The following is a 23,296-nucleotide window of genomic DNA, read 5'->3' as shown; positions in this document are numbered from 1 at the left end:
TCTTTATGAAAAAAGGTAGGGTATTACGACATGAAATTGAATTTGAGGAAATGGCAGGGAATATTCGGAGTTTATTCCCTGCTTCTCGTTGTTTCTATAGGTATGCATGCATTCTTTTTGTACTATCGGTTGTATTTTAACGAGACCGCCTCCGATTCGGTTATGCAGGTTTCTATAGGTATGCATGCATTCTTTTTGTACTATCGGTTGTATTTTAACGAGACCGCCTCCGATTCGGTTATGCAGGTTTCTCATTTCTACCCATTTTTAAATCAAGAATACTCGCAAGGGAATTTTATGTGGTCTTGGAAATATGGATTGGGTGGAGATATATTTAGTGAATTTCTTTACTACTTCTCCACCTCACCATTTTTTTGGCTTACGATGCCCCTAGATATAGCTGGCGTTCATGATTTTTATCCGATCAGGATTTTTATAAGTGTGTTTAAGGTCGCTCTGGCGATGATTTTTATGTATCATTACCTTCGCTATCTCAAGAGAACACAACTTGGCTCGATTGTAGGTAGCTTAATTTATGGTGGATCAATTTATCTTGCTTTTAATTCACTCCGTTATGATTTTATGTCGGATGGTATGGTATGGCTCCCTCTTCTTATCCTCGGTTTTGAAAGGATGGTTGACCATAAGAAGAAGGGATTATTTGTTGCGATGGTTTTCCTGATCGTCTGCTCCAACTTCTACCTCGCTTTTATTAGCACGGTGTTTCTCTACTTATATGCAGGGCTTAAGTATTTCCTCATTCGCGATAAGTTCCAGTTTGCCGATTTTATCAAGTATTATCTGCGAATTACGTTATGGTATATCGTAGGAGTATTGCTGAGCTTATTCTCCTTACTTCCAGTTATTGGAACTTATTTAAATGTGGACCGTTTTTATTACGACAAAACGATTCCTCTGTTTTTTGAGAAATCGTTTTATAAAGAGTTTTTCTTCAATCTCTTTTTACTTCCCAAAAGGGTTGACTTTGTCACTGTGTTACCTATTATTATCTTTATACTGACTCTGTATGGTTTTTTCATCAAAGAAAAGCAAATGCGTAAACGCATGATTTTTGTAACTTTCATATGTGTACTTACTATGTTCCCGGTTACATATTCCTTTTTTAACGGATTTTCTAGTGTACAGTACCGGTGGACATACTTACTTATCTTTGTGCTGGCTCTGATCATTCCGTACATCTTGGAGCACCTTATGCTAGAGAAACCGCATCGGAAAATGAAGCAGTATTTTATAGTAGTATCGATTCTGTTAGTTGCAATGGTTTTGTTGAAGCCAAGGGCAACAGGTATTGCGTTTACTAAGCAAGAAATAATTATTGGTATACTGGGGCTTTTCACAGTAGGTTGTTTCTTTTTGATACATAAGCTTCCCCGTAAGGTGATTGCGGTTTCCTTAGTTGGACTCCTGACACTCAATATCGTATTTACAAACTGGACAATGTTCCGTATGCTTCCAGGTAATCCAAGCACTGTGAAAGCGAAACAACACAAATTTCTGGAGATCTATGAACAACCAGAAGACGTGGCGATGTTCAGAGAACTTGAGAAAGAAGATCCTACTTTCTTCCGTACCATGTGGGAGGGAATTCCTGAATTTAACGCTCCGATGGTATATGGATATCGAGGATTCAGCACATACAACAGTTTGGTTTCTGGAACCTTAAACAAATTTTTCAAAAATGAGTATAACACCCTTCATTACAATGCACCTAGTATGTATATGAATCTAGATAATCGTTTATATCTAGAGACGGTGTTAGCGAATAAATACTATGTCATTCCAAAGGATCGGTCTTGGGAGGATTATGTCTATATCTATCTCCGGGATTTATCTTGGAAACCGTATGGCTATACTCTTATGAAAGAGACAAAGAAATTTAAGATTTATCGAAATGAAAATGCTCTTCCGATCGGCTTTTTATATGATTCGGCTGTGGATAAAGAAACATTTAACCAATTAAACTATGCCCAAAAGGATCAACTACTTTTGCATGCAGCGGTTGTGGATACGGAGGATCGTTCTAAGATCAAGATTCCAGACTTTCAAACGAATCAGTTGAAAGTAATGGAAAAGGTCATAGACAAGCAAGACATAAAGCTCAAAAATGCTACTCTAACAGGGGATTCTCTAGAGGCAGATAAGGATGCAGAACTTATCATTCCCAATCCATTTGCGAAGAAATTGGGCGAAACACTGGTACAGATTGAGATTAAGCGGAAGGATGGCGAACGCTTTACCCTTCAAGCGGGCGAGAAAAAATTCCAAAATTATGGACGAGACAACATCTATAACTATCCAAGAAAAAATGTTGTCTTTAATATGGGTTATAACCAATCTAATGATCTTATCCTCGTTAAGATTGCGGATGCGGGTAGTTACAAATTAGAACAGTTGTCCATTCAATTTAATTCGCTAGAAATATTCCAAGAACTTGTAAAGCAGAAAAAAGAACACTCCTTGCAAAATGTTTCCTTTGAATCTAATCGAGTAAAAGGTGAGATAGAAGTGGCTAAAGATGGGATTTTGTATTTGTCGATCCCGTACAATAAAGGTTGGAAGGCCAAAGTCGATGGCAGAGAAGTAGAAGCGGTGAAAGTAAATTCCACTTTTGTGGGTGTTCCGATTACAAAAGGAAACCATAAAGTTGAATTATCGTACTTTACTCCTAATCTGCTTGTCGGCGCAGGAATTTCCTTCGCAACATTACTAAGCTTGATTGGCTATTTCGCATGGGAGCGTCGTAAGAAACGTAATACGCAGCTCCATCCTCCAAAAGAGGTATCTTAAATTAGGAAGTGTGCTATGATGGAACGGAATCCGAAGAAGTGGTTGGGAACATGTGGTGTTTATCTCTTTTTTCTCTTAGTTGCTATCGGACTACATGGCTATTTTCTGTATTATAATGTGTATTTTAATGAGGACCCTTGTTGCGACTCCGTGAAACAAATTACTCATTTCAATCCCTTTTTAAATCAAGAGTACTCGCAAGGGAATTTTATGTGGTCTTGGAACAATGGATTGGGTGGAGATGTGTTCAGTGAGTTTATCTACTACTTCTCCACCTCGCCCTTTTTCTGGCTTACGATCCCTCTAGATATAGCTACTATACAAGATGCATTTAATATACGGATGTTTATTAGTGTGTTTAAGGTAACTCTTGCGATGATCTTTATGTATCATTTATTGCGCTACAATAAAAGAACAAAACTAAGTTCCGTAGTAGGTAGTCTGATTTATTGCGGATCTATCTATATTATGGATAATTCACTCCGCTTTGACTTTATGATGGATGGCTTGATTTGGCTTCCCCTTCTCATACTAGGTTTCGAAAGAATGATTGATCAGCAGAAGAAGGGAATGTTTGTAGGTCTTGTTTTCCTGATCGTTTGTTCAAACTTCTATTTGGCTTTTGGAAGTACAGTGTTTCTATATCTATATGCAGCACTTAAGTACTTCTTAAGTAGGGAGACATATCGGTTTGTAGATTTTATCAAGTATTACCTTCAAATAACGGTCTGGTATATCGTTGGGGTATTATTAAGTGCGTTTTCTTTTTGGACCGTTATCGGTGCTTACTTACAATTGGATCGCTTTTATTCCAATGATATCCCTATACCACCTTTCTTTGAGTGGTCATTTTATAAAACACTGTTATATCAACTTTTCTTATATTCAAGGAAAACTGATCTTACGATTGTATTACCGATCATTGTAATGGTGCTAATTTTTTATGGATTTTTGATCAAAGAAAGGCAAATGCGTAAACGCATGATCTTTACAACGTTCTTTTTTGTCCTATTATTGGTACCATTTACCTATACTTTCTTTAATGGTATGGCTGGTATTAAGTATCGATGGTTATACTTATTTTTATTTGTGGTGGCGCAAACCATTTCGTTTATTTTGGACCACCTACTAGAGAAGCCATGTCGAAAAGTAAAGCTGTATTTTGTAGGGATAGCCTTGTTTTTGATCGTGATGGTAATATGTAAGCCGTATATAGTAACAGACTTGCCGTACAGTAAGCGAGAGTTTGTTATCGGTGTGCTGGGGCTTCTCTCTATAGGTTGCTTCTTTCTAGTCAATAAGCTATCTCGTAAGGTGATCGCAATTTCGTTAGTTAGCTTGCTCACCCTCAATATCCTATTTACTAACTGGATGTTCTTTGAGTTCCATAGAAAACCCTATGAGCTAAAAAAGAAACAACAGGAATACTTAGAAAGCTATAATCAGCCGGAAGATGTAGACATGTTCAGACAAATTGAGACAGAAGATCCTACTTTTTTCCGTACCATGTGGGAAGGCATTCCTGAATATAACGCCCCACTGGTATATAGATATCGAGGGTTTAGCACGTACAACAGCTTGCTTTCTGGAACCGTAAATAAATTTTTTAAAACCGAATATAATACCCGACATTTCAATACACCTAGCTTGTTTATGAATCTTGATAATCGTTTATATATGGAAACTGCTCTTGGAAATAAGTATTATGTAATCCCAAAGGGTAAAGATTGGGTTCCATATGGTTACACGTTTGTGAAAGAGACAGGGAAGTTTAAAATTTATCGTAATGATTTTGCCCTTCCAATTGGGTTTTTATATGATTCAGTGGTGGATAAAAAAACATTTGATCAACTAAACTATGCAGAGAGGGATCAGTTACTCTTACTCGCGGCAGTTGTAGATGACCGTTCTAAGGTGAATGTTCCAGCCTTTCAAACCAGCCAGTTGAATGTAGAGGAAAAGACTATAACCAATCAAGACATAAAGCTGGAAGGGGCTACTCTAAAGGGCAATGTTCTTACTGTAGAAGACATTGCATTGTTAACAATATCAAATCCATTTGCGAAGAAATTAGGGGAAACCTTGATGTCAGTAGAGATCAAGCGTCCAGATGGTCAGTACTTTAGGATTTGGGCAAATGGTAAGGAATTCCAGGATTTTGGAAAAGACAATATGTACAACTATCCTAGGAAACAAATTGTCTTTAATATAGGCTACGAGCAAAAAAAGGGTCAAATTGAGATAGGGCTTAGTCCAGGTACTTATGAATTAAATCGAGTATCATTTCAATTTAATTCATTTAAACCATATCCAGACCTTATCAAGCAAAGAAGAGAGCAGTCCTTACAAAATGTCTCTTTTGACTCGAATCATGTAAAAGGTGATATCAATGCAGCCAAGGATGGAATCTTGTACTTATCCATTCCATATAGCAAAGGCTGGAAGGCAAAGATTGATGGAAAAGAAGTGGAGACGATGAAAGTTAACTCTACTTTTATCGGGATTCCGCTTACAAAAGGGGAGCATAAAGTCGAATTATCGTACTTTACGCCTAATCTTGTAATGGGAACGGCTATCTCCCTTATAACATTATTGAGTTTAATCGGTTACTTTTGGTGGGAACGGAAGAAACGCAGTCGATATAAGGTCCATCATTAAGAGAACTTCTAGAAGAACGTGAGAACGAAGCTTCAATGTTAGTTGGTGTATCCAACATTGAAGCTTCGTTTTTTATGCGCATCTTTCATTATACGAACATTAAAAAAATTTCTTTTTTTACTCTTTGTCTAAAAGGTTTTTTTGCAGATATACCGAATATTATAGAGTGAAAAAATGTATTTGATAATAGATACCTACGAGAGGAGCTGTTTGTTTGATGAGATTTCGTCGTTTGACAGCTGTGATGTTGGTAGTGGTAGTTGCTTTATTTTCGTTTGTGCCGATGGGTGCTTTCCCGACTGAGGTGCATGCAGGGAAGCTCTTCCCACCGAGTGAGTCATTTACCCCGGGTACTTGGTTTTTAGGTGCTCAGCCACCTAATTATGATCCGAATAAACCACCGATTGTGTTTGTACAAGGGAAGAATGGTGCGGCGAATGATTGGTATACTGATACCGTATACCATGGTGCCAATGACATGTATGAAAGCGCTTTCAAAAAAGGATACCAAACTGTATTTGTTCAACTATATGATTCAGCCAGACAAGGGTCTAAATCTCAGTATGACAATGGACGATTACTCGCTTCTATGCTAAGTCAAATCTATAGCCGTTTTGGGAAGAAAGTCAATATCATTGCTCACAGTAAAGGAGGTCCAGATACACAAGCTGCACTCGTCCACTATGGCGCTCACCAATATGTCGGTAAGGTAGTGAACCTCGGTTCCCCGCATTATGGATCACATCTAGCAGATCTTTCGTATAGTTGGTGGGCAGGTTGGTTAGCATCTCTATTAGGGCAGAAGGATGATGGAACATTCTCATTACAAACGGGTCAAATGGCAAATTTCCGTTCCGCTACCGACTCCCACTCAAACGTATCCAAAAACAAATACTATTCTGTTGCAGGTACGAGCTGGGGTCCAGCATTTTCAGCTTTGGCAACGGGTGGCTTATATCTATCCTCACATGGCTCGAATGACGGTCTTGTAAATGAGTGGAGCACTAAATTAAGATATGGAGTGCATCTGTTTACCGATGGAAGTTTAGATCATGATAATATACGAATAGGCTCACGTGTGTTTCCGCGGATTGAGCCGTACCTACGTACATCTACCTTCTCCGCTACCAAGCCTGCTAAAAACATTCCTAATAATAACGAAATTGAAAAAATTGAAAGCGCTAACAATCAAGTAATCGTGGGTGGTCCGCTTACGCAAAATAGTGTAAGTGAGAAAAGCTTTGATGTCGATCGATTGACCAATGCTACTTTATCGGTGTTAACTGCAACCAATAAGACGGAAGTCAAGCTTATCTCACCATCAGGGAAAGTCTTCTCTAAGGAGAATAGCAAAGTGATCACTAGCAGAGATCAAGATGCCTTCCGAGGGGCGCATGTACAAATGTTCCAACTCAAAGGGATGGAAGTGGGTAAATGGAAGGTTCATTTTAAAAATGCAAAGCAAGAAGATGCGTATTTATTTATTGGAACATTTGATGAAAAGACGCCTTTTTCCTTAGCGATGCCAGGAAAAGTCCAACAAGACAAAGCGAATTTTTTCATGAAACAAGAAAATGATGATTCAAACAAAGAAGTGGAGATGCTGATCCGAGTAGTAGACGAAAAAGGAAATCTAATCTCTGAAACGAAGCAAACGCGTAAGCTAGCCAACGGTTCTCTAGAAGGATGGTTACCCAAGGTGGATAAAACGGGTACTTACAACGTCACTATTGATCTGAAGGGCAGTCATAACGGACATGAATATACACGTACCTTAGTCCGGTCCGTGTATATTGATAAATAGAAATTCTCATTGATAGAGAGTAGCCCTTTAGGGGTTGCTCTTTTTTCGATTGTTCCGTCCCATAAAACTTTTCTTCACTAGGCATCAGTATATTCAGATATATAAAGGATGAATATACTACGGTGAATAGAAAGGAAGTGGTCTGTTTGGATGTACAAAAAGGAGTCTATCAGATGCAAAGAGGTCTTATGAGGAGTCGAAACTCTCTTCTCTATGATTCCTGTACGAATCTTACGAACCAAACTGTGATACAACTTCCTAGCACCATTAAGTATGTGGCATATCTTCAAACATTATTTCTATCCATTCCATTTGCAATCAGACAATTAGAATGGTTAGTAGGTCCAAATGAACATCAAGAGGGAATGAATCTGATTCAGGAACATCTCACCCTAACAAAAAGTTGGTTACAGCAAGAGGGGTATCAACAATTAAACTCTTTCCTTCATCCGTCTCGCTGGCAGACTAAGTCAGCAGATGATATGCAGTTACTAGTCGAAATTGCTTTTTACCATCTACGGATTACAGAGCGCACCTTTTGTAGAATTCATCCTCAATCCGACCTAAATGACCTTGAGATTGTGTTAAACCATTTGCGTGAACTTCCCTTTGATCTAGAAGAAGATTTGCAAATCGATCGGTTTCAGGATGAGATTCGTAATGCGTATCGGCCTGAACCGATCACGGTTGCTCAAATGGCACTTTCCCTGCCAAATTACGAGAAACGACAAAAGGAGGAGCACGAGGATGAGCCAGACGAATCAATTTGATTGGTTGGAACGTTGGGATTTGGAACAAGTCAGTGTTCGGACGTTACATTGTAAGAAATGGAAAGAATATGAACTGGATATTGAAAAGCACATTTTACTTAATTACTCGACGAAATTGCTACGGCAGACAGGAATCGATATTTCGTTTTTATTTTCTCTCTCTGTTTTAACCTATGAGGGAGAGAAGAAAGAGGATCCAGCTGAGATATTAGAAGAAGATCGAACTTTTACCATTGAGCTGGAGATTGACATCGTTTACTATAAAGAACTTGCTGAGACGATTCCAGAGGCTGAACTTCTGGAGATAGGCTCTCAAATTGTGGCGCCAGATGCATGGGCGTACGCGAGGGAGTTACTAAGTAATATGACAGTACGAATGGGGTATCGTCCTTTGCTTTTGCCACCTTATCAAAAAGTTGTATATGGGGGATAAGCTTATGCCACTTTCCTTCCACCAGACAAAAGAGCCCTCAGAGCTTACGACTGTACATGAATTAGTTCGCTTGGTGAAACAAGAGCCTGATGTATTTCGGACAGTGGCGCGTATTTTTGATCGATATAAAACAGACAAGGAAGCATATAAAGAAGGATTTGATGAAGAGATAGAGCTAATGATTAAGCAGCCTGGTTTCCGTATTCGACAAAAGACTCGTAAAAGGCTGCTGAAGGTAGTAAAGGCAATCTATAGGAAGCCTGATTTTCAACAGATCCGGTCTGCATTTTTAGAAGCGATTATTGAAGAATATGGACCTATACATCCAACCATTTCCTACAAAGAGATGTATCGTGAGCCACTGATTTATGACGATGGAGAGATGATTGGAGGATATGAGTGCAGGATGGATGTAGTCTTTCATGAACAGGATCATATGCCGATGGAGATGGTGGAATGTAAAGCAAATATCGAGTCGTTTCTCTCGGCAACGAGTGTGTGGAATCAAATGAAGCAAAATAGACTAAAAAAAATGCATTATATGATTAACTTGCATAAATACCTTCGCGAATGTTACGTAGAGCCAGTGGTGGGGTTTGCTTTTTATAATGAAAATTGTCAGCTATTAAAAGAAAACGTACATGAGAATTGGGGTTTTCCGTTTATTCGGTTTTACTCCCGCAGGGTTTTATACCAACATATTTGTACAAAAGAGTAAGCGAGCCCTTTGTTGTTGAAGAGGATCGCTTTTTTCTATGTGATTGGCTCACGGTTCCCTATTTATTGCATATTTTAATGAAAGGAAGATGAAGAGAGAATGGAGGAATTTAAAATGGGAAAAAAGAAGAGGTCTAGCCGAAGTAGTAATGGAAAACAAATGACAACGAGCCCATCCTCCAGGAGTGCTTCAAAGCCCCTTGCTGGTATTGCAGGAGTCAGAATTCTGCACGCTGCTACAAGATGGCAGGAGGATATGGATGTATATCTGGATGGAAAGCGAATGGTTCGTCGACTTCCATATGGAGCTATGACGAACTATGTCAGTATACACAGTGGAGATAGCTATCTACAAATGACTCGAAATCAAACAGAAGGCACAGTTGTATCACAAATATTATCCGTTCGTAATGGTAGACTCTGTACGCTTGCTCTCATCGATTCAGAAGATGTATCGAAAAAGAATCCTAAATTAATAACAATTCCTGATCACACAGAAAGCCAAGAAGAAGAAATGGGACAAATTCGATTTATACATCTACACTCACAAGGGTCGAATGTAGATTTAGTTGCAAATAATCGAGTGATCTTCAATAATATTCCCTTTACTCATTTGACACCCTATGTACCGATTCAACCTAAACGCTTGGAGCTGAAAGTGCAGGTTACAGGGATGATGAATACCGATCATGAGAGTATTACCCTTCCCTTATTTTCGAAGGATGTGGTGACTGTTTTTTATCTAGGAGATGTCGAGCAGGGAGATCGACTTATCCTAGTACATGATCGTTAAAGAAATAAAACAGTGAAGAATCGATTCCTCATGGCATAGGCTAATAGTAAGTTATCTATGCTAGGGGAGGCTACTATTTTGTCTTGGAAAAAGTTCTTTGGCAAAGCCATTCGGAATAAGTTGTTAGCCGATTATTATCATGATCGAGATGAATCTAAGCATAAAAGATATCATGGGGAGTATCTAAAATATCTGGAGCCATTTGTAAGTCATTATGAGAGAACTCAACAGGAATCCATGCACCAAGTAGGCTCAAACTCATCAAATGAGCTGGGATCTATGAGGGTTCTTCATGCATCTACTTATGAGTCTGCTCCAGTAGATGTGTATGTAAATCAAAAACCAGTTGTGCGCAACTTGCCCTATAGTGGCATTACAGAATACTTCTTTCTTCCAACGGGGGAATATCAGATGGAGATATTTCCAGCTGGACGACAGGATGAGGCAATCCTTTCCCAATCTGTTACGATACGAAGTCGGAGAGCCTATACTCTAAATACGGCCGATGCAGAGTCGGATTTGGGTGTTGAGCTACTTTCTTATGAGGATGACTTACGGAAAGTTCCCAGAAGATCCAAGGTGCGTTTTATCCATGTATCTCCCGATATGAGCCGGGTTGATATTACCGTAAAAGGAGGAAATGCTCTCTTTTTAGATGTGGATTTCAGTGATGCTCGGTTTATCACGCTGAATCCAGGGATCTATACATGGGAGATCCGGTCTGCGGGTGGAAAGCAGGCAGAATTTACGATTCCGAATATAACACTTAAGTCTGGAAAGGACTATACGATCTTTGCATTAGGAAGAGTGAGTGAAACTCCTGCTCTGCAAGTAATAATGGTAGAGGATACATTAGAATATGATAGATAAAATGGTGCAGATTATGCACTTTTTTTATTTCGTCAAAATTATTTTTTACTTTTCAGAAGGTTTTTGATTCTTTTTTCCGAAACTATTTAGTAGTGATTTGACAAAAATAGATATTATCTTACAAACCGATTGTAATATAATATTCTTCAAAACAAAAAGATTACAATCTCTACTCTACTTCACTGTAATCTGTAAGATTTTCAATCCTAATTTTGGATGTCAGATGTGATCTGAATCTTTCTAATAGAAGTGAAATCGATTACACTATAGGGAGAGAATACGGTTTAGAAGGAAAGGGCGGCTTAACCATGAGCGTTTTCGAAATTAGTGAAATTGGTAAATTTATACGTAAAGTTAGAAAGGAGCGTAGCTTACGTCTGGAAGACCTTTCTGATGAACAAATCTCAACTGCTACGATTAGTAACATTGAACGCGGTGTTCCCCATGTCAACAAAGAGAAGGTTTATTATCTAATGCAGAAACTGGGGTTAAATGCTAATGATTTACCAAGTATGTTGATGCGAGATACAGAAAATATGGAGACCATGCAATTGAAGCTTATGGCGATCGAGAGCATGATCCGAATGGATGAGCATGAAAAAGCTTATAAGAAGCTATGTAACATCTCTGATGCAACTAGGGAAGAATATGCATCTATGTTTCACTCCCTACGTGGACGTTATTTTCTGAAAACGAACGAATGGAAGAAGGCAGAGCGCGAGCTAATCGATTCAAATCGCTTTATTTCTCAGGAAAATGAAGTAAAAAATAATCTGGAAGCAATCAACTTCAACTATCTTGCCTACCTACAGTACATTCAAAATGATTTACAGCAAGCACTGATCTATGCGGAAAGAGGACTTGATGTTTATCGTGAAGAACTAGTCGATCCAGAGCAGATCAAGTATGTGCTGATGACGAATCGGGTTATATATCTAGAGAAGTTAGGGAAAACCGATGAGGCATTAAAGCGGTTAGATGAGCTATGGGTGTACCTGCCGATTGTTCGGAAGACAGAAATTATCCTCCCTATGTACGCGTTACGAGCTGATTTATATCGTCGAATGAAACTATATTCAGATGCCATTCGCTATGCACGAGAAGGCATTCAAATTGCTACTACGAGCTCCTTCTATAATGAGATGTTCCAGATCTGGACGATCTTAGGAACGATCTATGTAGAGCAGAACAATTTGAATGATGCGGAGACGTGTTTTTCGTACATTTTAGATTTGGAAAGTCGTGTTGCACAAAAGCAAGAATTAGTACGAGCTTACTGTTCTTTAGGAAATCTCTACTTACTGCAAGGAAAAAGCGATGAGTCAAAGAGAATTTTGCAACAAGCTATTTCTTGGGCAGAGAAGTTAAATGATGCTCTCAAATTGAGTAATGCTCTCATTATCATGGGACGTCTTATGAAAACGATGGGGCAGCAGGAGGAGGGTGTACACTACCTAATGCAGGCAGCTCAAATTGCTGAACAACATGATTATTCGCAGAAACAATTCCTAGCATGCTATGAGTTAGCGAGCTGTTATGATTCCATTGGCGATAAGAAGAGGTTCCAAGAAGCGATTGATCAGATGTATCAGGCTCAACGAAAAGTTGATCAGAAGCAGGCATTGTTTGATGTATGGTAGACAATAAAAACGAGTGGATCTACTGATTTTACAGTAGTCTTCACTCGTTTTTAATTGGTGCAGATATAGACGAAGGTTGGAGGTAAATTCCAAGGGACAAAATCAATTTGTACGTTTTTAAATCTGTTTTTCAACTCTTTGCGTAGCTGTAAGGAGTACTGATATGTAATAAAAGAACCATTTTTCGATAAGGAGGACTGGATTTGGTCCAGGATCTCTTGGGTAAAAGATTGGGAGAAATTTGAAAATGGCAATCCTGAGATAATGGCATCTACATTTGGAATATGAAGTTCTTTAAGTGTATTATTCAGTTCTTCCGCTTTTTTTAGATAGGTGAATTGTGGAATTTTTTCTTCTAAGTCCTTACGTAAATCATCATCTTGTTCAAAGATGAGCGCCTTGGTGGGTGATGATGCCTTTCTAGCTATTTCTCGGGTAAAGACGCCTGTTCCTGCACCTAATTCGATGATTGTTTTCGTTTGGTTCCAATCAATATCTTTTAGCATCGCATGGGCTAAAAAGCGAGAACTAGGGGTGATACTACCGATTTCTCGAGGAGATTGTACAAATTTATGAATGAACTTTGCTCTTTCTAAAATCAATGGGGGGCACCTCAACCTTATCTATGATGATGTCGTACTAGCTATAACTTTAACCGTATCATAAAGAAAAGTCAATTTTTCCGATGAAATTACTATGAATTGAAATGGGCTGACTTGGACAGAACGAATTATTTATTTGGGCATATGTTATAGAGGGATTAAAAATTCGATTGTGAGCGGTTATACGGTTTAAATCGTTGCGTCGGGAGATTCGTATAGTATATGTAGATAATTGGGAGGTTTCAAAGAGATGAACCAGAGCTTATTGGATTCTGCAGCTCTACTTTTGTTTTCTATGGGGATCTCGCTGGTTTTAGCAACGTTATATATTCGTGAACGTATGAAATCGAAGGAACATAACTAGTGCCGCCTATTTTTAAAATACTACACTTTGGTGTGAAGCCCCGTACATGTATGGAGGCTTTTTATTTTGACTTCGAAAATGGAAAAAAGGCCCTCTATTAAGAGAGAGCCTCTTAGCATTAGCAATCATTACATGGATTTTTGGGACGGCAGTCAGAAGATTCGTAGTAATCTCTACGGCGATGATAGGAAGATTCACAATCTCCGCGGCGATGACGATGATGAGAGGATTCACAATAATCGTGTCGGTATGAGGATTCACAATACCGATCGCGTCCGTAGGAAGACTCACATGGATCACAACCACGTCTATGTTTATGTTTCTTGCACATTCTCATTAACTTTTTCATCATCTCTTCTTCATAGCGGTGACACCTTTTCATATGCTGGTACATTTGCGTAAGCATATTTAAGTCACAGGGGATGCAAGGTACACCATGATGATATGAAGGTGGATGATAAGTTGGAGGCATAGGTGCAGGCATAGGTTTTTTTGGTGGCATTGGCATGGGTGGCATTGGCATTGGTACTGGTGTAGGCATAGGTCTTTGTTCCACAGCCATCACATTCCTTTCCTTTAGTTGACAATCCATACTATTCGTAAAATGGTGCAAGTGTACCGTGGAGACTAGCCTATCTTTAGATGAAACTTGGTCAAGTTTTCAACATGCGGTATAATGGATTTATTAGCCCTGTAAATGGGGAGGGAGATTTGATTATGGAAGTGTTGAAAATAACGCCTCGCGGATATTGCTACGGTGTTGTAGATGCTATGGTATTAGCCCGTGAAGCGGCCATGAATAAGGATATACCGCGACCAATCTATATTTTAGGGATGATCGTTCATAATAGTCATGTGGTGGATGCATTTGAAGAAGAAGGGATTATCACACTAGATGGTAATAATCGCTTGGACCTACTAGAAGAGATTACAGAGGGAACGGTTATTTTTACTGCACATGGGGTTTCTCCTGAGGTGAGAAAACGTGCTGTGGAACGTGGGTTACATGTGATTGATGCTACTTGTCCTGATGTGACAAGGACACATGATTTGATTCGTGAAAAAGTAGCTGAGGGTTATGAAATCATTTATATAGGAAAACAAGCGCATCCTGAACCAGAGGGTGCAATCGGGATTGCACCAGAAAGTGTTCACTTGATTGAGAATCAACAGGATCTAGATGAATTAGAAGTAGATACAGCTCGCTTGGTTGTGACGAACCAAACCACAATGAGTCAGTGGGATATCAAACATTTGATGGATCGGGTCATCGAGAAGTTTCCTACGGTTGAAGTTCACAATGAGATATGTCTAGCGACACAAGTCAGGCAAGAGGCGGTAGCCCATCATGTACCTGGTGCTGATCTTTTACTAGTAGTGGGGGACCCCCGTAGCAATAACTCTAATCGTCTAGCACAGGTCTCTGAGGAGATAGCTTCCGTAGAGGCATATCGCATTTCGGATGTATCTGAAATTCAACTAGATTGGTTAAAAGGAAAAAAGAAAGTTGCTGTTACATCGGGTGCTTCCACACCAACACCTATTACTCGTGAAGTAGTTACGTTTTTAGATCAGTTTGATGAAAATGATCCGAACACATGGGATACGACTCGTAAAGTGAAGATTAATCGTATCTTACCCCCTGTGCGTAAGAAAAGAGCAGAGCAAAAATAAGCCGAGAGGGTTCACTCCTTCGGCTTTTTTTCTGTGAATTACAACGATTGACTACGGGCTTGGGTGGGGTGAGTAGCCATGAAGTCATAGCATTGATTCATGGTTCCACGAAACTCAACACGATGGTCTTTTTTCATGGGATTATACCAAGCAAAATAATGATCTTCGTGAATGATGGAAGGGGGTAATTTTTCGGAATCGCGTATTACATAGTACATAAAGTTCCACCTCCTTCCATCTATTATAGGCGGAACTTTATGTATTTAATCAATTGAAGAAGGGTTTACGTTATAATGAAGCTACTAGATGAAAAAAGCCAGAAAGAGGATGAAAGATGAACGGTGAACGTTATTTGCCCCGGATTCAAGAAGCATCTATTCCAGAGGATGGTGTATGGGCTACTTATTTAGAAAAGCCTGTTTTGTTTTTATCGATTCCAGAATGGCTGGAAGTGATAGAGTCCAATGATGAGGCAACTCGGTTTGTTTGGATGTTTGACCGTGAACAAGATGCCTATCTATTTTGCTTTCAATGTGTAAGTGGACAGGAGTATGCCATTGCCTTCCCCAAGGAACACGCTGGGATGTTACTAAGAGATGAACGTTCTTATGACCTGTTTTCGTTGTTTATTACTTCTAAAGAGTTAGAAGAGGTTACCGAAAGTAGTAACTTATTACAAATTCATGATATTTCGTTACAGAGGCACCCCAAAGCAGGATGGTAAATCACTACCTAGATTTTGTCGATATTGACAAGGAACCCATTTTTGATTACGATTTTAGTATCTGGTACTAATAGTTGATCTTATAATCTGACCCGTAAGAGGTGTAAATATATGAAGATGAAAGATAAGAAAGTTGTCATCATGGGAGTTGCCAATAAGCGTAGCATTGCTTGGACGATTGCAAAAGCGTTGCATCAACAAGGTGTGAAATTAGCTTTTACCTATCAAGGGGAACGACTCCAGAAGTCTGTAGGGCAATTGGTAGATGCGGAAATGCCCGGCTCATTGATGGTCGAGTGTGATGTTACAGATGATATGCAAATCGAAACAGCCTTTGAACAGATCAATCAAGCATGGGGATCGTTAGATGGTGTGGTACATAGTATTGGATTTGCCAAAGCGGAGGACCTCAGTGAAGCCTATGTAAATACTTCTCGTGACGGATATGCGTTGGCACAAGATATTAGTGCCTATTCGCTCGTCGCTGTTAGTCGCGAGGCAAGCAAGTATCTAACGTCAGGTGGTAGCATTGTAACGATGACGTATATGGGATCAGAGAGAGTGATTCCAAACTATAACGTGATGGGGGTTGCGAAAGCAGCATTAGAGACTTCGGTCAAGTATTTAGCACATGATCTAGGTCCTTCTAATATCCGTGTGAATGCGATCTCAGCAGGCCCGATTCGTACATTAGCTGCCAAAGGTGTAAAGGACTTTAACTCAATGCTATCCGTCATCGAAGAGCGTTCACCGCTTCGTCGCGGGACGGATCCAGAAGAGGTAGCGGATACAACTGTGTTCCTATTAAGCCATATGTCTCGTGGGATTACAGGAGAAGTGATTCACGTAGATAGCGGATATAACATCATGGGTATGTAGTTGTCGTTTAAATGAACGCCTTGATAGGAGTAACGAACCTATTCGGAGAAGTCCACAAAAATTACTGGTTGATGTACTAGATATAATGTGATATGTTATATCTCGTGATATGAACTGAGCTAGTAGGATCCAGATTCACTTAAAGGGTTGGGACCTCGCTGGACTAACCTCCCCCTGTGGTGAACAAGCTGATTCTAGCGGAATTTGGCTCACACCAACTTTTTGCTAGGAAGGGGGCCGAAAGAGATGGAATTTTCTACTTTCGGAAGGCATGTAGCCATGGACGCATGGGGTGTAAATTTTGATCTTTTGAACGATGCGGAGTTTTTACGCGAAAAGATGGAGCAGGCAGCAGTTGCTTGTGGTGCGACAATCTTATCCGTTCAATCTCAACAATTTGATCCCCAAGGTGCGACGGTACTTGTTATGTTATCGGAGAGTCATCTCTCGATTCATACTTACCCAGAAAAAGGTTTTGCCGCACTTGATTGTTATACATGCGGTCATACAGTTGATCCCATGGTGGCTATTGAGTACATGCTTGAAGCACTGCAACCAACCCAGGCAGTTTCCAAAGTCCTCAGACGCGGGGATGGACCCATTGAGGTTGTACAACCAGAGCACGTTGGTTCAAAGAAATTAGCAGCTGTCTAAAATTGACTAAATGAATACAAACCCCCTCTCTACCATCGGTAGAGAGGGGGTTTATTATATTTCAATTCCATTTCTAATGATGAATCGTTTTATCTTCATCTATCTTTTGTGAAGTGCTTCTAGTGCTAAACTGGAAGCCTCCACAGTTTCTATCTTGCGAATCTGTTGTTTTACTTGCGGGATTGCTTTGGCACTCATAGAGAGTTCGTTCAAGCCGAGACCTACTAAGATTTCGATCATACTGGCATCACCCGCTAGTTCCCCGCACATTCCGGCCGGAATGCCAGCGCGGTGGCAGGCATCACAAGTCATTTTAACGAGTTTTAGCACGGCTGGATGAGTCGGATCATAGAGATGGGCCACTTGTTCGTTTCCACGATCTGCTGCAAGTGTGTATTGAGTAAGGTCATTAGTACCAATACTCATGAAATCGACTTCCTTGGCTAGTTCGTCTGCATGGATTGCCGCGGCCGGAATCTCCACCATAATTCCTACTTTGATTTGATGCGAGTAAGGGATTTTTTTCGTTATTAATTCCTGCTTACATTCCTCTAATATCTGCTTCACTTGTAGGATTTCCGATACGCTTCCAATCATAGGGAACATGATCCAGAGTGATCCATGTACACTGGCACGAAGGAGGGCTCGGAGCTGTGTTTTAAATACGTCAGGATTTGCGAGACAGTAACGAACGGCACGAAGACCGAGGAATGGATTTTCCTCTTTCGGCAACTCCGCATAAGGTAAATGCTTGTCCCCACCAATATCTAAGGTTCGGATAATAACAGGCTTCGATGGAAATGCTTCCAAGACTTGTTTATAGGAGGCGAATTGTTCGTCCTCTGTAGGCCATTTTGTGTTTTCTAAATAGAGAAATTCTGTACGGAATAGTCCGATGCCTTCTGCATGGTTGGCTAACGCATCTGGTACATCTTGAGGGCTTCCGATATTCGCTAGTACCTCGATACGTTTCTGATCAGAGGTATATGCATCCCCTGATGCTTCTTGTAAGGCGGTTGCTTGGAGTTCGTTTTGTTGTGCGATTTTTTCTTTAATCTGAGAGAGTAATCGATCGTTTGGGTTTACGATGACTTCTCCGGTGCTTCCATCGAGAATGATCGTATCACCATCCTGGATTTGCTGAATAAAACTTCCTAGTCCGAGTACCGCTGGAATCCCAAGAGTTCGAGCCATGATAGCCGCGTGGGCCGTCTTGCTACCTCGCTCTGTAACCATGCCAATAATGGCTTCGGAGAATTGTGCTGTTTCAGAAGGAGTTAGTTCATCAGCGATAATAATGCTCTCAGGTTGTAACAAGCCGAGGTCTACAGGAGGATTCCCTAGAATGTTTTGTAACAATCGATTCCCAACATCACGAATATCATCGGCTCTCGCTCGCATATATTCATCTTCCATATTGGAGAATAAGGAACTAAATTCGCCTGTTACAGACTGACATGCCCAATCGGCGCCCTGTTTTTGAGTGTTGATGCGTTGTTCCATCTCACCAATAAATCCTGGATCGTCTAAAAAGGCTAAATGAGCATCAAAAATAGCAGCTTCAGATTCCCCCATCCGGTCTGCTGTTTGTTTTCGTAGAGTTTGTACTTGTTCCTTCGTCGCTTGAATAGCTTTCTTAAAACGTTGTAACTCGGAAGAGAGGTCTGTTATACTCCGTTCTTGGACACTCACTTCTTCTTTCTTCCAAATGACAGCGGTACCAATAGCTAAACCAGTAGCGGCGCCAATTCCTTTTCCGTTTTGTTCCAAGATCAATTCCTCCAAATTACTTCGTTACTCTTGATGGCTCTCGAGAAATTGAGTCATGGCTTCGATTGCAGCCGCCTCGTCTTCTCCCTCAGCGCGAATCGTGATGGACTCATTTCCTTTTATTGCTAAGGACATAACGCCTAGCAAGCTCTTCGCATCGGCTTCTCGTCCGTCCTTGACTATTTTAATAGAACTTTTAAAGCTACCTGCTTTTTGGATCAGGAGTGCCGCAGGACGTGCATGTAATCCCGTTGAATTCTGAATCACAACTGTATTCTCTGTCATGAAAAAAATTCCCTTCTGTATGTAGTCTTTTTTATCATAACCTAAAAAGATTTCCGTATGTAAGAGGTATCTTTATACAATTACGTGACCCTAATTATTTTTGATTTTTACCTTTATTTTTTGCTTGATCATATGTCAAAATGAATAGGATAGGCATTTATTTAGATTTTCAATTTTGAATAGGAGGTATTTTTCGAATGAATGAAAAATTGAAAGCTTTACGAGCTAGACTACAAGAGATATACCACCTGCACTCGGCAAGAGCGATTCTAGAGTGGGACCAAGGTACATTCATGCCTAATTTAGGGGCGGAATCTCGCGGGAATCAATTATCGGTACTGGCGGGATTGCATCATCAAAGGCAAACAGATCCGGAATTAGGTCGTCTGTTAGAGGAATTATCTGCTCAGGCCCAGAGTCTACCTTACGACTCAGACGAAGCTGCACTGATTCGTGTGGCAAAACAAGATTATGATACAGAGGCAAAAGTTTCCCCAGAGTTTGTTGCAGAGTTTGTCGCTCATACAGCTAAAACCTATAGCGCTTGGGTGAAGGCACGTAAACAAGATGACTTTTCGATTGTACAACCTCATTTGGAAAAAACATTGGAGTTAAGTCGTCGTTACGCGGACTTTTTCGAGTATGAGCATGTAGCCGATCCGCTGATTGCACGAAACGATTACGGTATGACAGTGGGTACTATTCGTCCTTTGTTTAGTCAGTTGCGTGATGCATTGGTCCCTATGGTGGAAGCGATTACGTCAAAAGAGCACACAGGCCCATTTACGTCAAAGAAACATTACCCTGCAGATAAGCAGATAGAATTTGGAAAAAAAGTAATCACTCGCTTAGGTTTTGATTGGGAACGTGGTCGTCAGGATTATGCCCCACATCCATTTATGACCAAGTTTGCACATAATGATATTCGAATCACTACTAGAGTAAATGAAGGCTATCTAGGGGAAGCCCTCTTCAGTAGCATTCATGAAACCGGGCACGCATTATATGAGTTTGGAATCAATGAGGCATATGAAGGTACCCCTCTGCATCACGGCACCTCTTCTGGGGTACATGAGAGTCAATCGCGACTATGGGAAAATATAGTCGGTCGTAGCTATGAATTCTGGACGTTCTTTTATCCAGAGTTACAGGCTACATTCCCTGAGCAACTGAAAGATGTTTCGTTAGATGAGTTTTATTGTGAGACGAACAAAGTATCTAGATCGCTAATCCGTACGGATGCGGATGAAGTTACATATAATCTACATGTGATCATTCGTTTTGATTTAGAGACACAGATGTTGGAAGGGAAACTGAAGGTAAAGGATCTTCCAGAAGCTTGGCGTACGCGTTATCAATCTGATTTGGGAATCTCATCCCCTACGAATGCAAATGGAGTTTTGCAAGATATCCATTGGTATTTTGATCATATTGGTGGTCTGTTCCAAGGATACACACTAGGAAATATTTTAAGTAGCCAATTTTTCGCCGCGGCTGAAAAGGAGATTCCAAACGTTCGTGAATTGATGAAGCAAGGGGATTTCGCACAACTTCACACGTTCCTGCAAACGAACATTTACACCCACGGTAGAAAGTATACAACCGATGAATTGGTTAAACGGGTAACTGGGCAGGCTCTTTCGATTGATCCATACGTTGAATATCTACAAAATAAATTTAGTATGATCTATCCACAACTTCGCAAGTAATCATGACAAGTAAACCATCATCTTCTATGGGAGAGGATGGTTTTTTTCTAATCTAGTTCACTTATTTATATTGTGACAAAAAAGTGAACAAACAGTGAACAAAGAAGGAAATATTATGACAGATAGAATAACTTATATATAAATAAAAATTCAAAAGGAAGCAGATTGCTTCTATTGATATAAAACGACAAAATTCGACTAGTTACCCTTTGGATGTGAACTTTTTTTAAGGGAGGGAATGGCAACCTGCTGTGTAAGAGGTTGCGTTAAAATGATTATACATAAACATATTTTAGAGAAGAATTTTAATAAAGCAGCTTATACTTACGATGAATATTCGCAAGTCCAACAGAAAATAGCTCATCATTTGATTCAAACTCTTCGTCAAAAGTATGAGAATGTGCAACAAATTCTAGAAATCGGTTGTGGAACAGGCTATTTTACACAATTATTAGCTGAAATATATCCAAATGCACGGATTATAGCGATCGACTTAGCTGAAAATATGATTCAAAGAGCACGAGAACAAATAGATGAGAGGAATGTAGAATTTGTTCTCGCTGATGCAGAAGAGCTAAGTGAATTTTCTCCAGAGTCTTATGATTTGATCGTTTCGAATGCAGCAGTCCATTGGTTGCAACGACCTGGTCGCTTTTTAGATGGGATTATGAGATTGTTAAAGCCGGGTGGTAGCTATCTATCTACAGCCTTCGGACCAGATACTTTTTTAGAATTGCGATCTAGTTTTCAGTACGTGGAGAAGACGTTGGGAGTTCAGCCTACAGAACATCTGGTTCCGCTAACCTCTATGGAGGATTGGGCGACACGACTAGAGGAATCGGGGTTTCAAGGAACGGAGATAGAGGATCACTGGCTACGACAAGTGTACACAGATTGCAGGGAACTTTTACAATCAATCAAGGCAACAGGAGCTAATTACCGATCGAACTGCCAAAGTATATTTGAGGCTAGGAAAGTATTGATTCGGATGATGAAGCTATATAATCAAGCGTATCGTAACAAACAAGGATTGGTATACGCTACCTACCAATGGATGCAAATCATGTCAAAAAAACCAGGATAGATTTTTGAAAAATCAAATAAAATAACAGGAAATGTTAACTGATTGTTTATATCAGTTAACATTTCCTGTTACTCTTTCACAATGATGGTGGTAGGATCTTTTTTCAGTTCTCTAAATTGCCCTGGCACACTGATTTCACCAACTGAGTACCAACCCTTTTTTGGATTCCAAACTCGATAGGCATCTGCGGCACTCGATAAAATGTGCTTATCTCTTGGTTCGGTTAATTGAATTTGTCGTTCAATAGTAGGCATCCCGATTTTTTGTTGTTTACCGGAACAACGAGGAGATTTCTTGCATGTTCGCATAATGTTAATAGAAGCAAACGATTGTGAGCTTTTTATGCGGTTACTATTTTTTAATTCTTGGATGGCTTTTCCGATGATTGCGTGCTCAGGGTGTACATCAAATATACTCATACTTTTAAACTCAGCTTGTGGATATTCTTTTGCGTAAGCGGCAACGATGGTTTTAACACGTCCATAATCCTGCTCTCTGTCTCCGCCTTCCAGAAATAAGTCATAAATCAATCGATGTTTATCATCGATCCCCATGCGGTTAGTCGCTTCTATGAACTCATTTACTCGGGCCTGTCCTAGCTGTCTCGGGGTTAATTCAGGATTAATTCGCTTATTTATTCTGGCCCTCGCACCTGTAATATCACCATGAGACATAAGGATGACATACACTTCTTTGTTTTGTTTTAAGTCTTGAATCATAGGGACTCCGAAGGTGAGGACTTCATCATCAGCATGCGGTACGAAATAAAATACCATCTGCTTTTGTGGGTCAGGCTTCTTTTTTAATGGTTGTATATAAAAGCTCTCATCATTCTTAGACAGTGAAAGCGTTGGAGGAATAGACCGCTCAGCCGGAAAAAGAGAACGGATGATTCCTGGTTTTAGTATTCCAACTGCGATGAGAGCCATAAAAAGTACGCTGCAGGTGGCTACTATTATATTTTTTTTCATCTAAAGCACCTCTTAGTAAGTTGTGAATCAAGTTATTAAACATCTGAGATTATTATATCAACGTAATGAAACAGAAGGCGGAGAACA

General features: G+C 40.0%; 21 protein-coding genes. 15 read left to right on the top strand and 6 right to left on the bottom strand.

From position 1 onward, the window contains the following. Positions 1 to 30: 30 nt before the first annotated feature. From BT147_RS03875 to BT147_RS03835, 9 genes are all read left to right on the top strand, one after another. Positions 31 to 2,808, top strand: coding sequence for a YfhO family protein (locus BT147_RS03875; RefSeq protein WP_083426356.1), 2,778 nt, complete (start codon positions 31 to 33; stop codon positions 2,806 to 2,808). Between the two features lie 15 nt (positions 2,809 to 2,823). Next, positions 2,824 to 5,466 (top strand): YfhO family protein, encoded by a 2,643-nt coding sequence (locus BT147_RS03870; protein WP_072331141.1) that lies wholly within the window; start codon positions 2,824 to 2,826, stop codon positions 5,464 to 5,466. Between the two features lie 217 nt (positions 5,467 to 5,683). Continuing rightward, entirely contained in the window at positions 5,684 to 7,270 is a 1,587-nt protein-coding gene (locus tag BT147_RS03865) for an esterase/lipase family protein (RefSeq protein ID WP_072331139.1), read from the top strand. A gap of 122 nt (positions 7,271 to 7,392) precedes the next feature. Beyond that, positions 7,393 to 8,040 (top strand): hypothetical protein, encoded by a 648-nt coding sequence (locus BT147_RS03860; protein WP_143187908.1) that lies wholly within the window; start codon positions 7,393 to 7,395, stop codon positions 8,038 to 8,040. Then, positions 8,018 to 8,473, top strand: a complete 456-nt coding sequence (locus tag BT147_RS03855; RefSeq protein ID WP_072331135.1) for a hypothetical protein — start codon at positions 8,018 to 8,020, stop codon at positions 8,471 to 8,473. The genes BT147_RS03860 and BT147_RS03855 overlap by 23 nt, the downstream gene beginning before the upstream one ends. 4 nt (positions 8,474 to 8,477) lie before the next feature. Continuing rightward, a complete protein-coding gene (locus tag BT147_RS03850; RefSeq protein WP_072331133.1) occupies positions 8,478 to 9,191 on the top strand; it encodes a hypothetical protein in 714 nt (237 codons plus the stop codon). Positions 9,192 to 9,305: 114 nt separating this feature from the next. After that, positions 9,306 to 9,983, top strand: coding sequence for a DUF4397 domain-containing protein (locus tag BT147_RS03845; protein WP_072331130.1), 678 nt, complete (start codon positions 9,306 to 9,308; stop codon positions 9,981 to 9,983). A 78-nt stretch (positions 9,984 to 10,061) separates the two neighbouring features. Beyond that, positions 10,062 to 10,853 carry a DUF4397 domain-containing protein gene (locus tag BT147_RS03840; RefSeq protein ID WP_177239667.1) on the top strand — a complete coding sequence of 264 codons (792 nt, stop codon included), beginning with the start codon at positions 10,062 to 10,064 and terminating at the stop codon, positions 10,851 to 10,853. 308 nt (positions 10,854 to 11,161) lie between these two features. Further along, complete coding sequence (locus BT147_RS03835) at positions 11,162 to 12,493, top strand: helix-turn-helix domain-containing protein (protein ID WP_072331128.1); 1,332 nt, start codon at positions 11,162 to 11,164, stop codon at positions 12,491 to 12,493. Positions 12,494 to 12,543: 50 nt separating this feature from the next. On the opposite strand, the gene BT147_RS03830 is transcribed toward BT147_RS03835, so the two are convergent. Together BT147_RS03830 and BT147_RS15410 are read right to left on the bottom strand one after the other, a co-directional pair. Next, positions 12,544 to 13,095 (bottom strand): class I SAM-dependent methyltransferase, encoded by a 552-nt coding sequence (locus tag BT147_RS03830; RefSeq protein ID WP_083426353.1) that lies wholly within the window; start codon positions 13,093 to 13,095, stop codon positions 12,544 to 12,546. A 376-nt stretch (positions 13,096 to 13,471) separates the two neighbouring features. Continuing rightward, a complete protein-coding gene (locus BT147_RS15410) occupies positions 13,472 to 13,750 on the bottom strand; it encodes a hypothetical protein (protein ID WP_177239665.1) in 279 nt (92 codons plus the stop codon). A 426-nt stretch (positions 13,751 to 14,176) separates the two neighbouring features. On the opposite strand from BT147_RS15410, the gene BT147_RS03820 reads away from it, so the two are divergent. Further along, positions 14,177 to 15,133, top strand: a complete 957-nt coding sequence (locus tag BT147_RS03820) for a 4-hydroxy-3-methylbut-2-enyl diphosphate reductase (protein ID WP_072331518.1) — start codon at positions 14,177 to 14,179, stop codon at positions 15,131 to 15,133. Positions 15,134 to 15,171: 38 nt separating this feature from the next. On the opposite strand, the gene BT147_RS03815 is transcribed toward BT147_RS03820, so the two are convergent. Next, a complete protein-coding gene (locus tag BT147_RS03815) occupies positions 15,172 to 15,351 on the bottom strand; it encodes a hypothetical protein (RefSeq protein WP_072331122.1) in 180 nt (59 codons plus the stop codon). A 116-nt stretch (positions 15,352 to 15,467) separates the two neighbouring features. On the opposite strand from BT147_RS03815, the gene BT147_RS03810 reads away from it, so the two are divergent. From BT147_RS03810 to speD, 3 genes are all read left to right on the top strand, one after another. Further along, a complete protein-coding gene (locus tag BT147_RS03810; RefSeq protein ID WP_072331120.1) occupies positions 15,468 to 15,857 on the top strand; it encodes a hypothetical protein in 390 nt (129 codons plus the stop codon). Positions 15,858 to 15,968: 111 nt separating this feature from the next. Continuing rightward, positions 15,969 to 16,736: an enoyl-ACP reductase FabI gene (gene fabI, locus BT147_RS03805; protein ID WP_072331118.1), complete on the top strand. Its 768-nt coding sequence runs from the start codon at positions 15,969 to 15,971 to the stop codon at positions 16,734 to 16,736. A 246-nt stretch (positions 16,737 to 16,982) separates the two neighbouring features. After that, positions 16,983 to 17,390: an adenosylmethionine decarboxylase gene (gene speD, locus BT147_RS03800; protein WP_072331116.1), complete on the top strand. Its 408-nt coding sequence runs from the start codon at positions 16,983 to 16,985 to the stop codon at positions 17,388 to 17,390. A gap of 99 nt (positions 17,391 to 17,489) precedes the next feature. Here the strand turns inward: speD and ptsP are convergent, their stop codons facing one another. Continuing rightward, positions 17,490 to 19,160: a phosphoenolpyruvate--protein phosphotransferase gene (ptsP, locus tag BT147_RS03795; RefSeq protein ID WP_072331114.1), complete on the bottom strand. Its 1,671-nt coding sequence runs from the start codon at positions 19,158 to 19,160 to the stop codon at positions 17,490 to 17,492. A 24-nt stretch (positions 19,161 to 19,184) separates the two neighbouring features. After that, positions 19,185 to 19,445, bottom strand: a complete 261-nt coding sequence (locus tag BT147_RS03790) for an HPr family phosphocarrier protein (RefSeq protein ID WP_072331112.1) — start codon at positions 19,443 to 19,445, stop codon at positions 19,185 to 19,187. Between the two features lie 197 nt (positions 19,446 to 19,642). Between BT147_RS03790 and BT147_RS03785 the strand changes: the two genes are divergently transcribed. Further along, complete coding sequence (locus tag BT147_RS03785; protein ID WP_072331110.1) at positions 19,643 to 21,154, top strand: carboxypeptidase M32; 1,512 nt, start codon at positions 19,643 to 19,645, stop codon at positions 21,152 to 21,154. Positions 21,155 to 21,425: 271 nt separating this feature from the next. Further along, positions 21,426 to 22,238, top strand: a complete 813-nt coding sequence (gene bioC, locus BT147_RS03780; RefSeq protein ID WP_177239663.1) for a malonyl-ACP O-methyltransferase BioC — start codon at positions 21,426 to 21,428, stop codon at positions 22,236 to 22,238. A 68-nt stretch (positions 22,239 to 22,306) separates the two neighbouring features. On the opposite strand, the gene BT147_RS03775 is transcribed toward bioC, so the two are convergent. Further along, positions 22,307 to 23,209 (bottom strand): PIG-L deacetylase family protein, encoded by a 903-nt coding sequence (locus tag BT147_RS03775; protein WP_072331106.1) that lies wholly within the window; start codon positions 23,207 to 23,209, stop codon positions 22,307 to 22,309. Positions 23,210 to 23,296 lie beyond the last annotated feature (87 nt).

The sequence above is a fragment of the Thermoactinomyces sp. DSM 45891 genome, from assembly GCF_900119485.1.
In the GTDB taxonomy this organism is placed as follows: Bacteria; Bacillota; Bacilli; order Thermoactinomycetales; family Thermoactinomycetaceae; genus Baia.
The sequence above is the reverse complement of the archived record's forward strand: the minus strand, read 5'-3'. Positions and strand labels throughout refer to the sequence as shown.

Bases quoted from the DNA above. Each gene is read 5' to 3' on its own strand.
- BT147_RS03875 (WP_083426356.1), top strand. From the start codon at position 31: ATGAAATTGAATTTGAGGAAATGGCAGGGAATATTCGGAGTTTATTCC.
- BT147_RS03855 (WP_072331135.1), top strand. From the start codon at position 8,018: ATGAGCCAGACGAATCAATTTGATTGGTTGGAACGTTGGGATTTGGAA.
- BT147_RS03865 (WP_072331139.1), top strand. From the start codon at position 5,684: ATGAGATTTCGTCGTTTGACAGCTGTGATGTTGGTAGTGGTAGTTGCT.
- BT147_RS03845 (WP_072331130.1), top strand. From the start codon at position 9,306: ATGGGAAAAAAGAAGAGGTCTAGCCGAAGTAGTAATGGAAAACAAATG.
- BT147_RS03820 (WP_072331518.1), top strand. From the start codon at position 14,177: ATGGAAGTGTTGAAAATAACGCCTCGCGGATATTGCTACGGTGTTGTA.
- BT147_RS03850 (WP_072331133.1), top strand. From the start codon at position 8,478: ATGCCACTTTCCTTCCACCAGACAAAAGAGCCCTCAGAGCTTACGACT.
- BT147_RS03790 (WP_072331112.1), bottom strand. From the start codon at position 19,445: ATGACAGAGAATACAGTTGTGATTCAGAATTCAACGGGATTACATGCA.
- BT147_RS03785 (WP_072331110.1), top strand. From the start codon at position 19,643: ATGAATGAAAAATTGAAAGCTTTACGAGCTAGACTACAAGAGATATAC.
- BT147_RS03835 (WP_072331128.1), top strand. From the start codon at position 11,162: ATGAGCGTTTTCGAAATTAGTGAAATTGGTAAATTTATACGTAAAGTT.
- fabI (WP_072331118.1), top strand. From the start codon at position 15,969: ATGAAGATGAAAGATAAGAAAGTTGTCATCATGGGAGTTGCCAATAAG.
- bioC (WP_177239663.1), top strand. From the start codon at position 21,426: ATGATTATACATAAACATATTTTAGAGAAGAATTTTAATAAAGCAGCT.
- BT147_RS03810 (WP_072331120.1), top strand. From the start codon at position 15,468: ATGAACGGTGAACGTTATTTGCCCCGGATTCAAGAAGCATCTATTCCA.
- speD (WP_072331116.1), top strand. From the start codon at position 16,983: ATGGAATTTTCTACTTTCGGAAGGCATGTAGCCATGGACGCATGGGGT.
- BT147_RS03870 (WP_072331141.1), top strand. From the start codon at position 2,824: ATGATGGAACGGAATCCGAAGAAGTGGTTGGGAACATGTGGTGTTTAT.
- BT147_RS03815 (WP_072331122.1), bottom strand. From the start codon at position 15,351: ATGTACTATGTAATACGCGATTCCGAAAAATTACCCCCTTCCATCATT.
- BT147_RS03775 (WP_072331106.1), bottom strand. From the start codon at position 23,209: ATGAAAAAAAATATAATAGTAGCCACCTGCAGCGTACTTTTTATGGCT.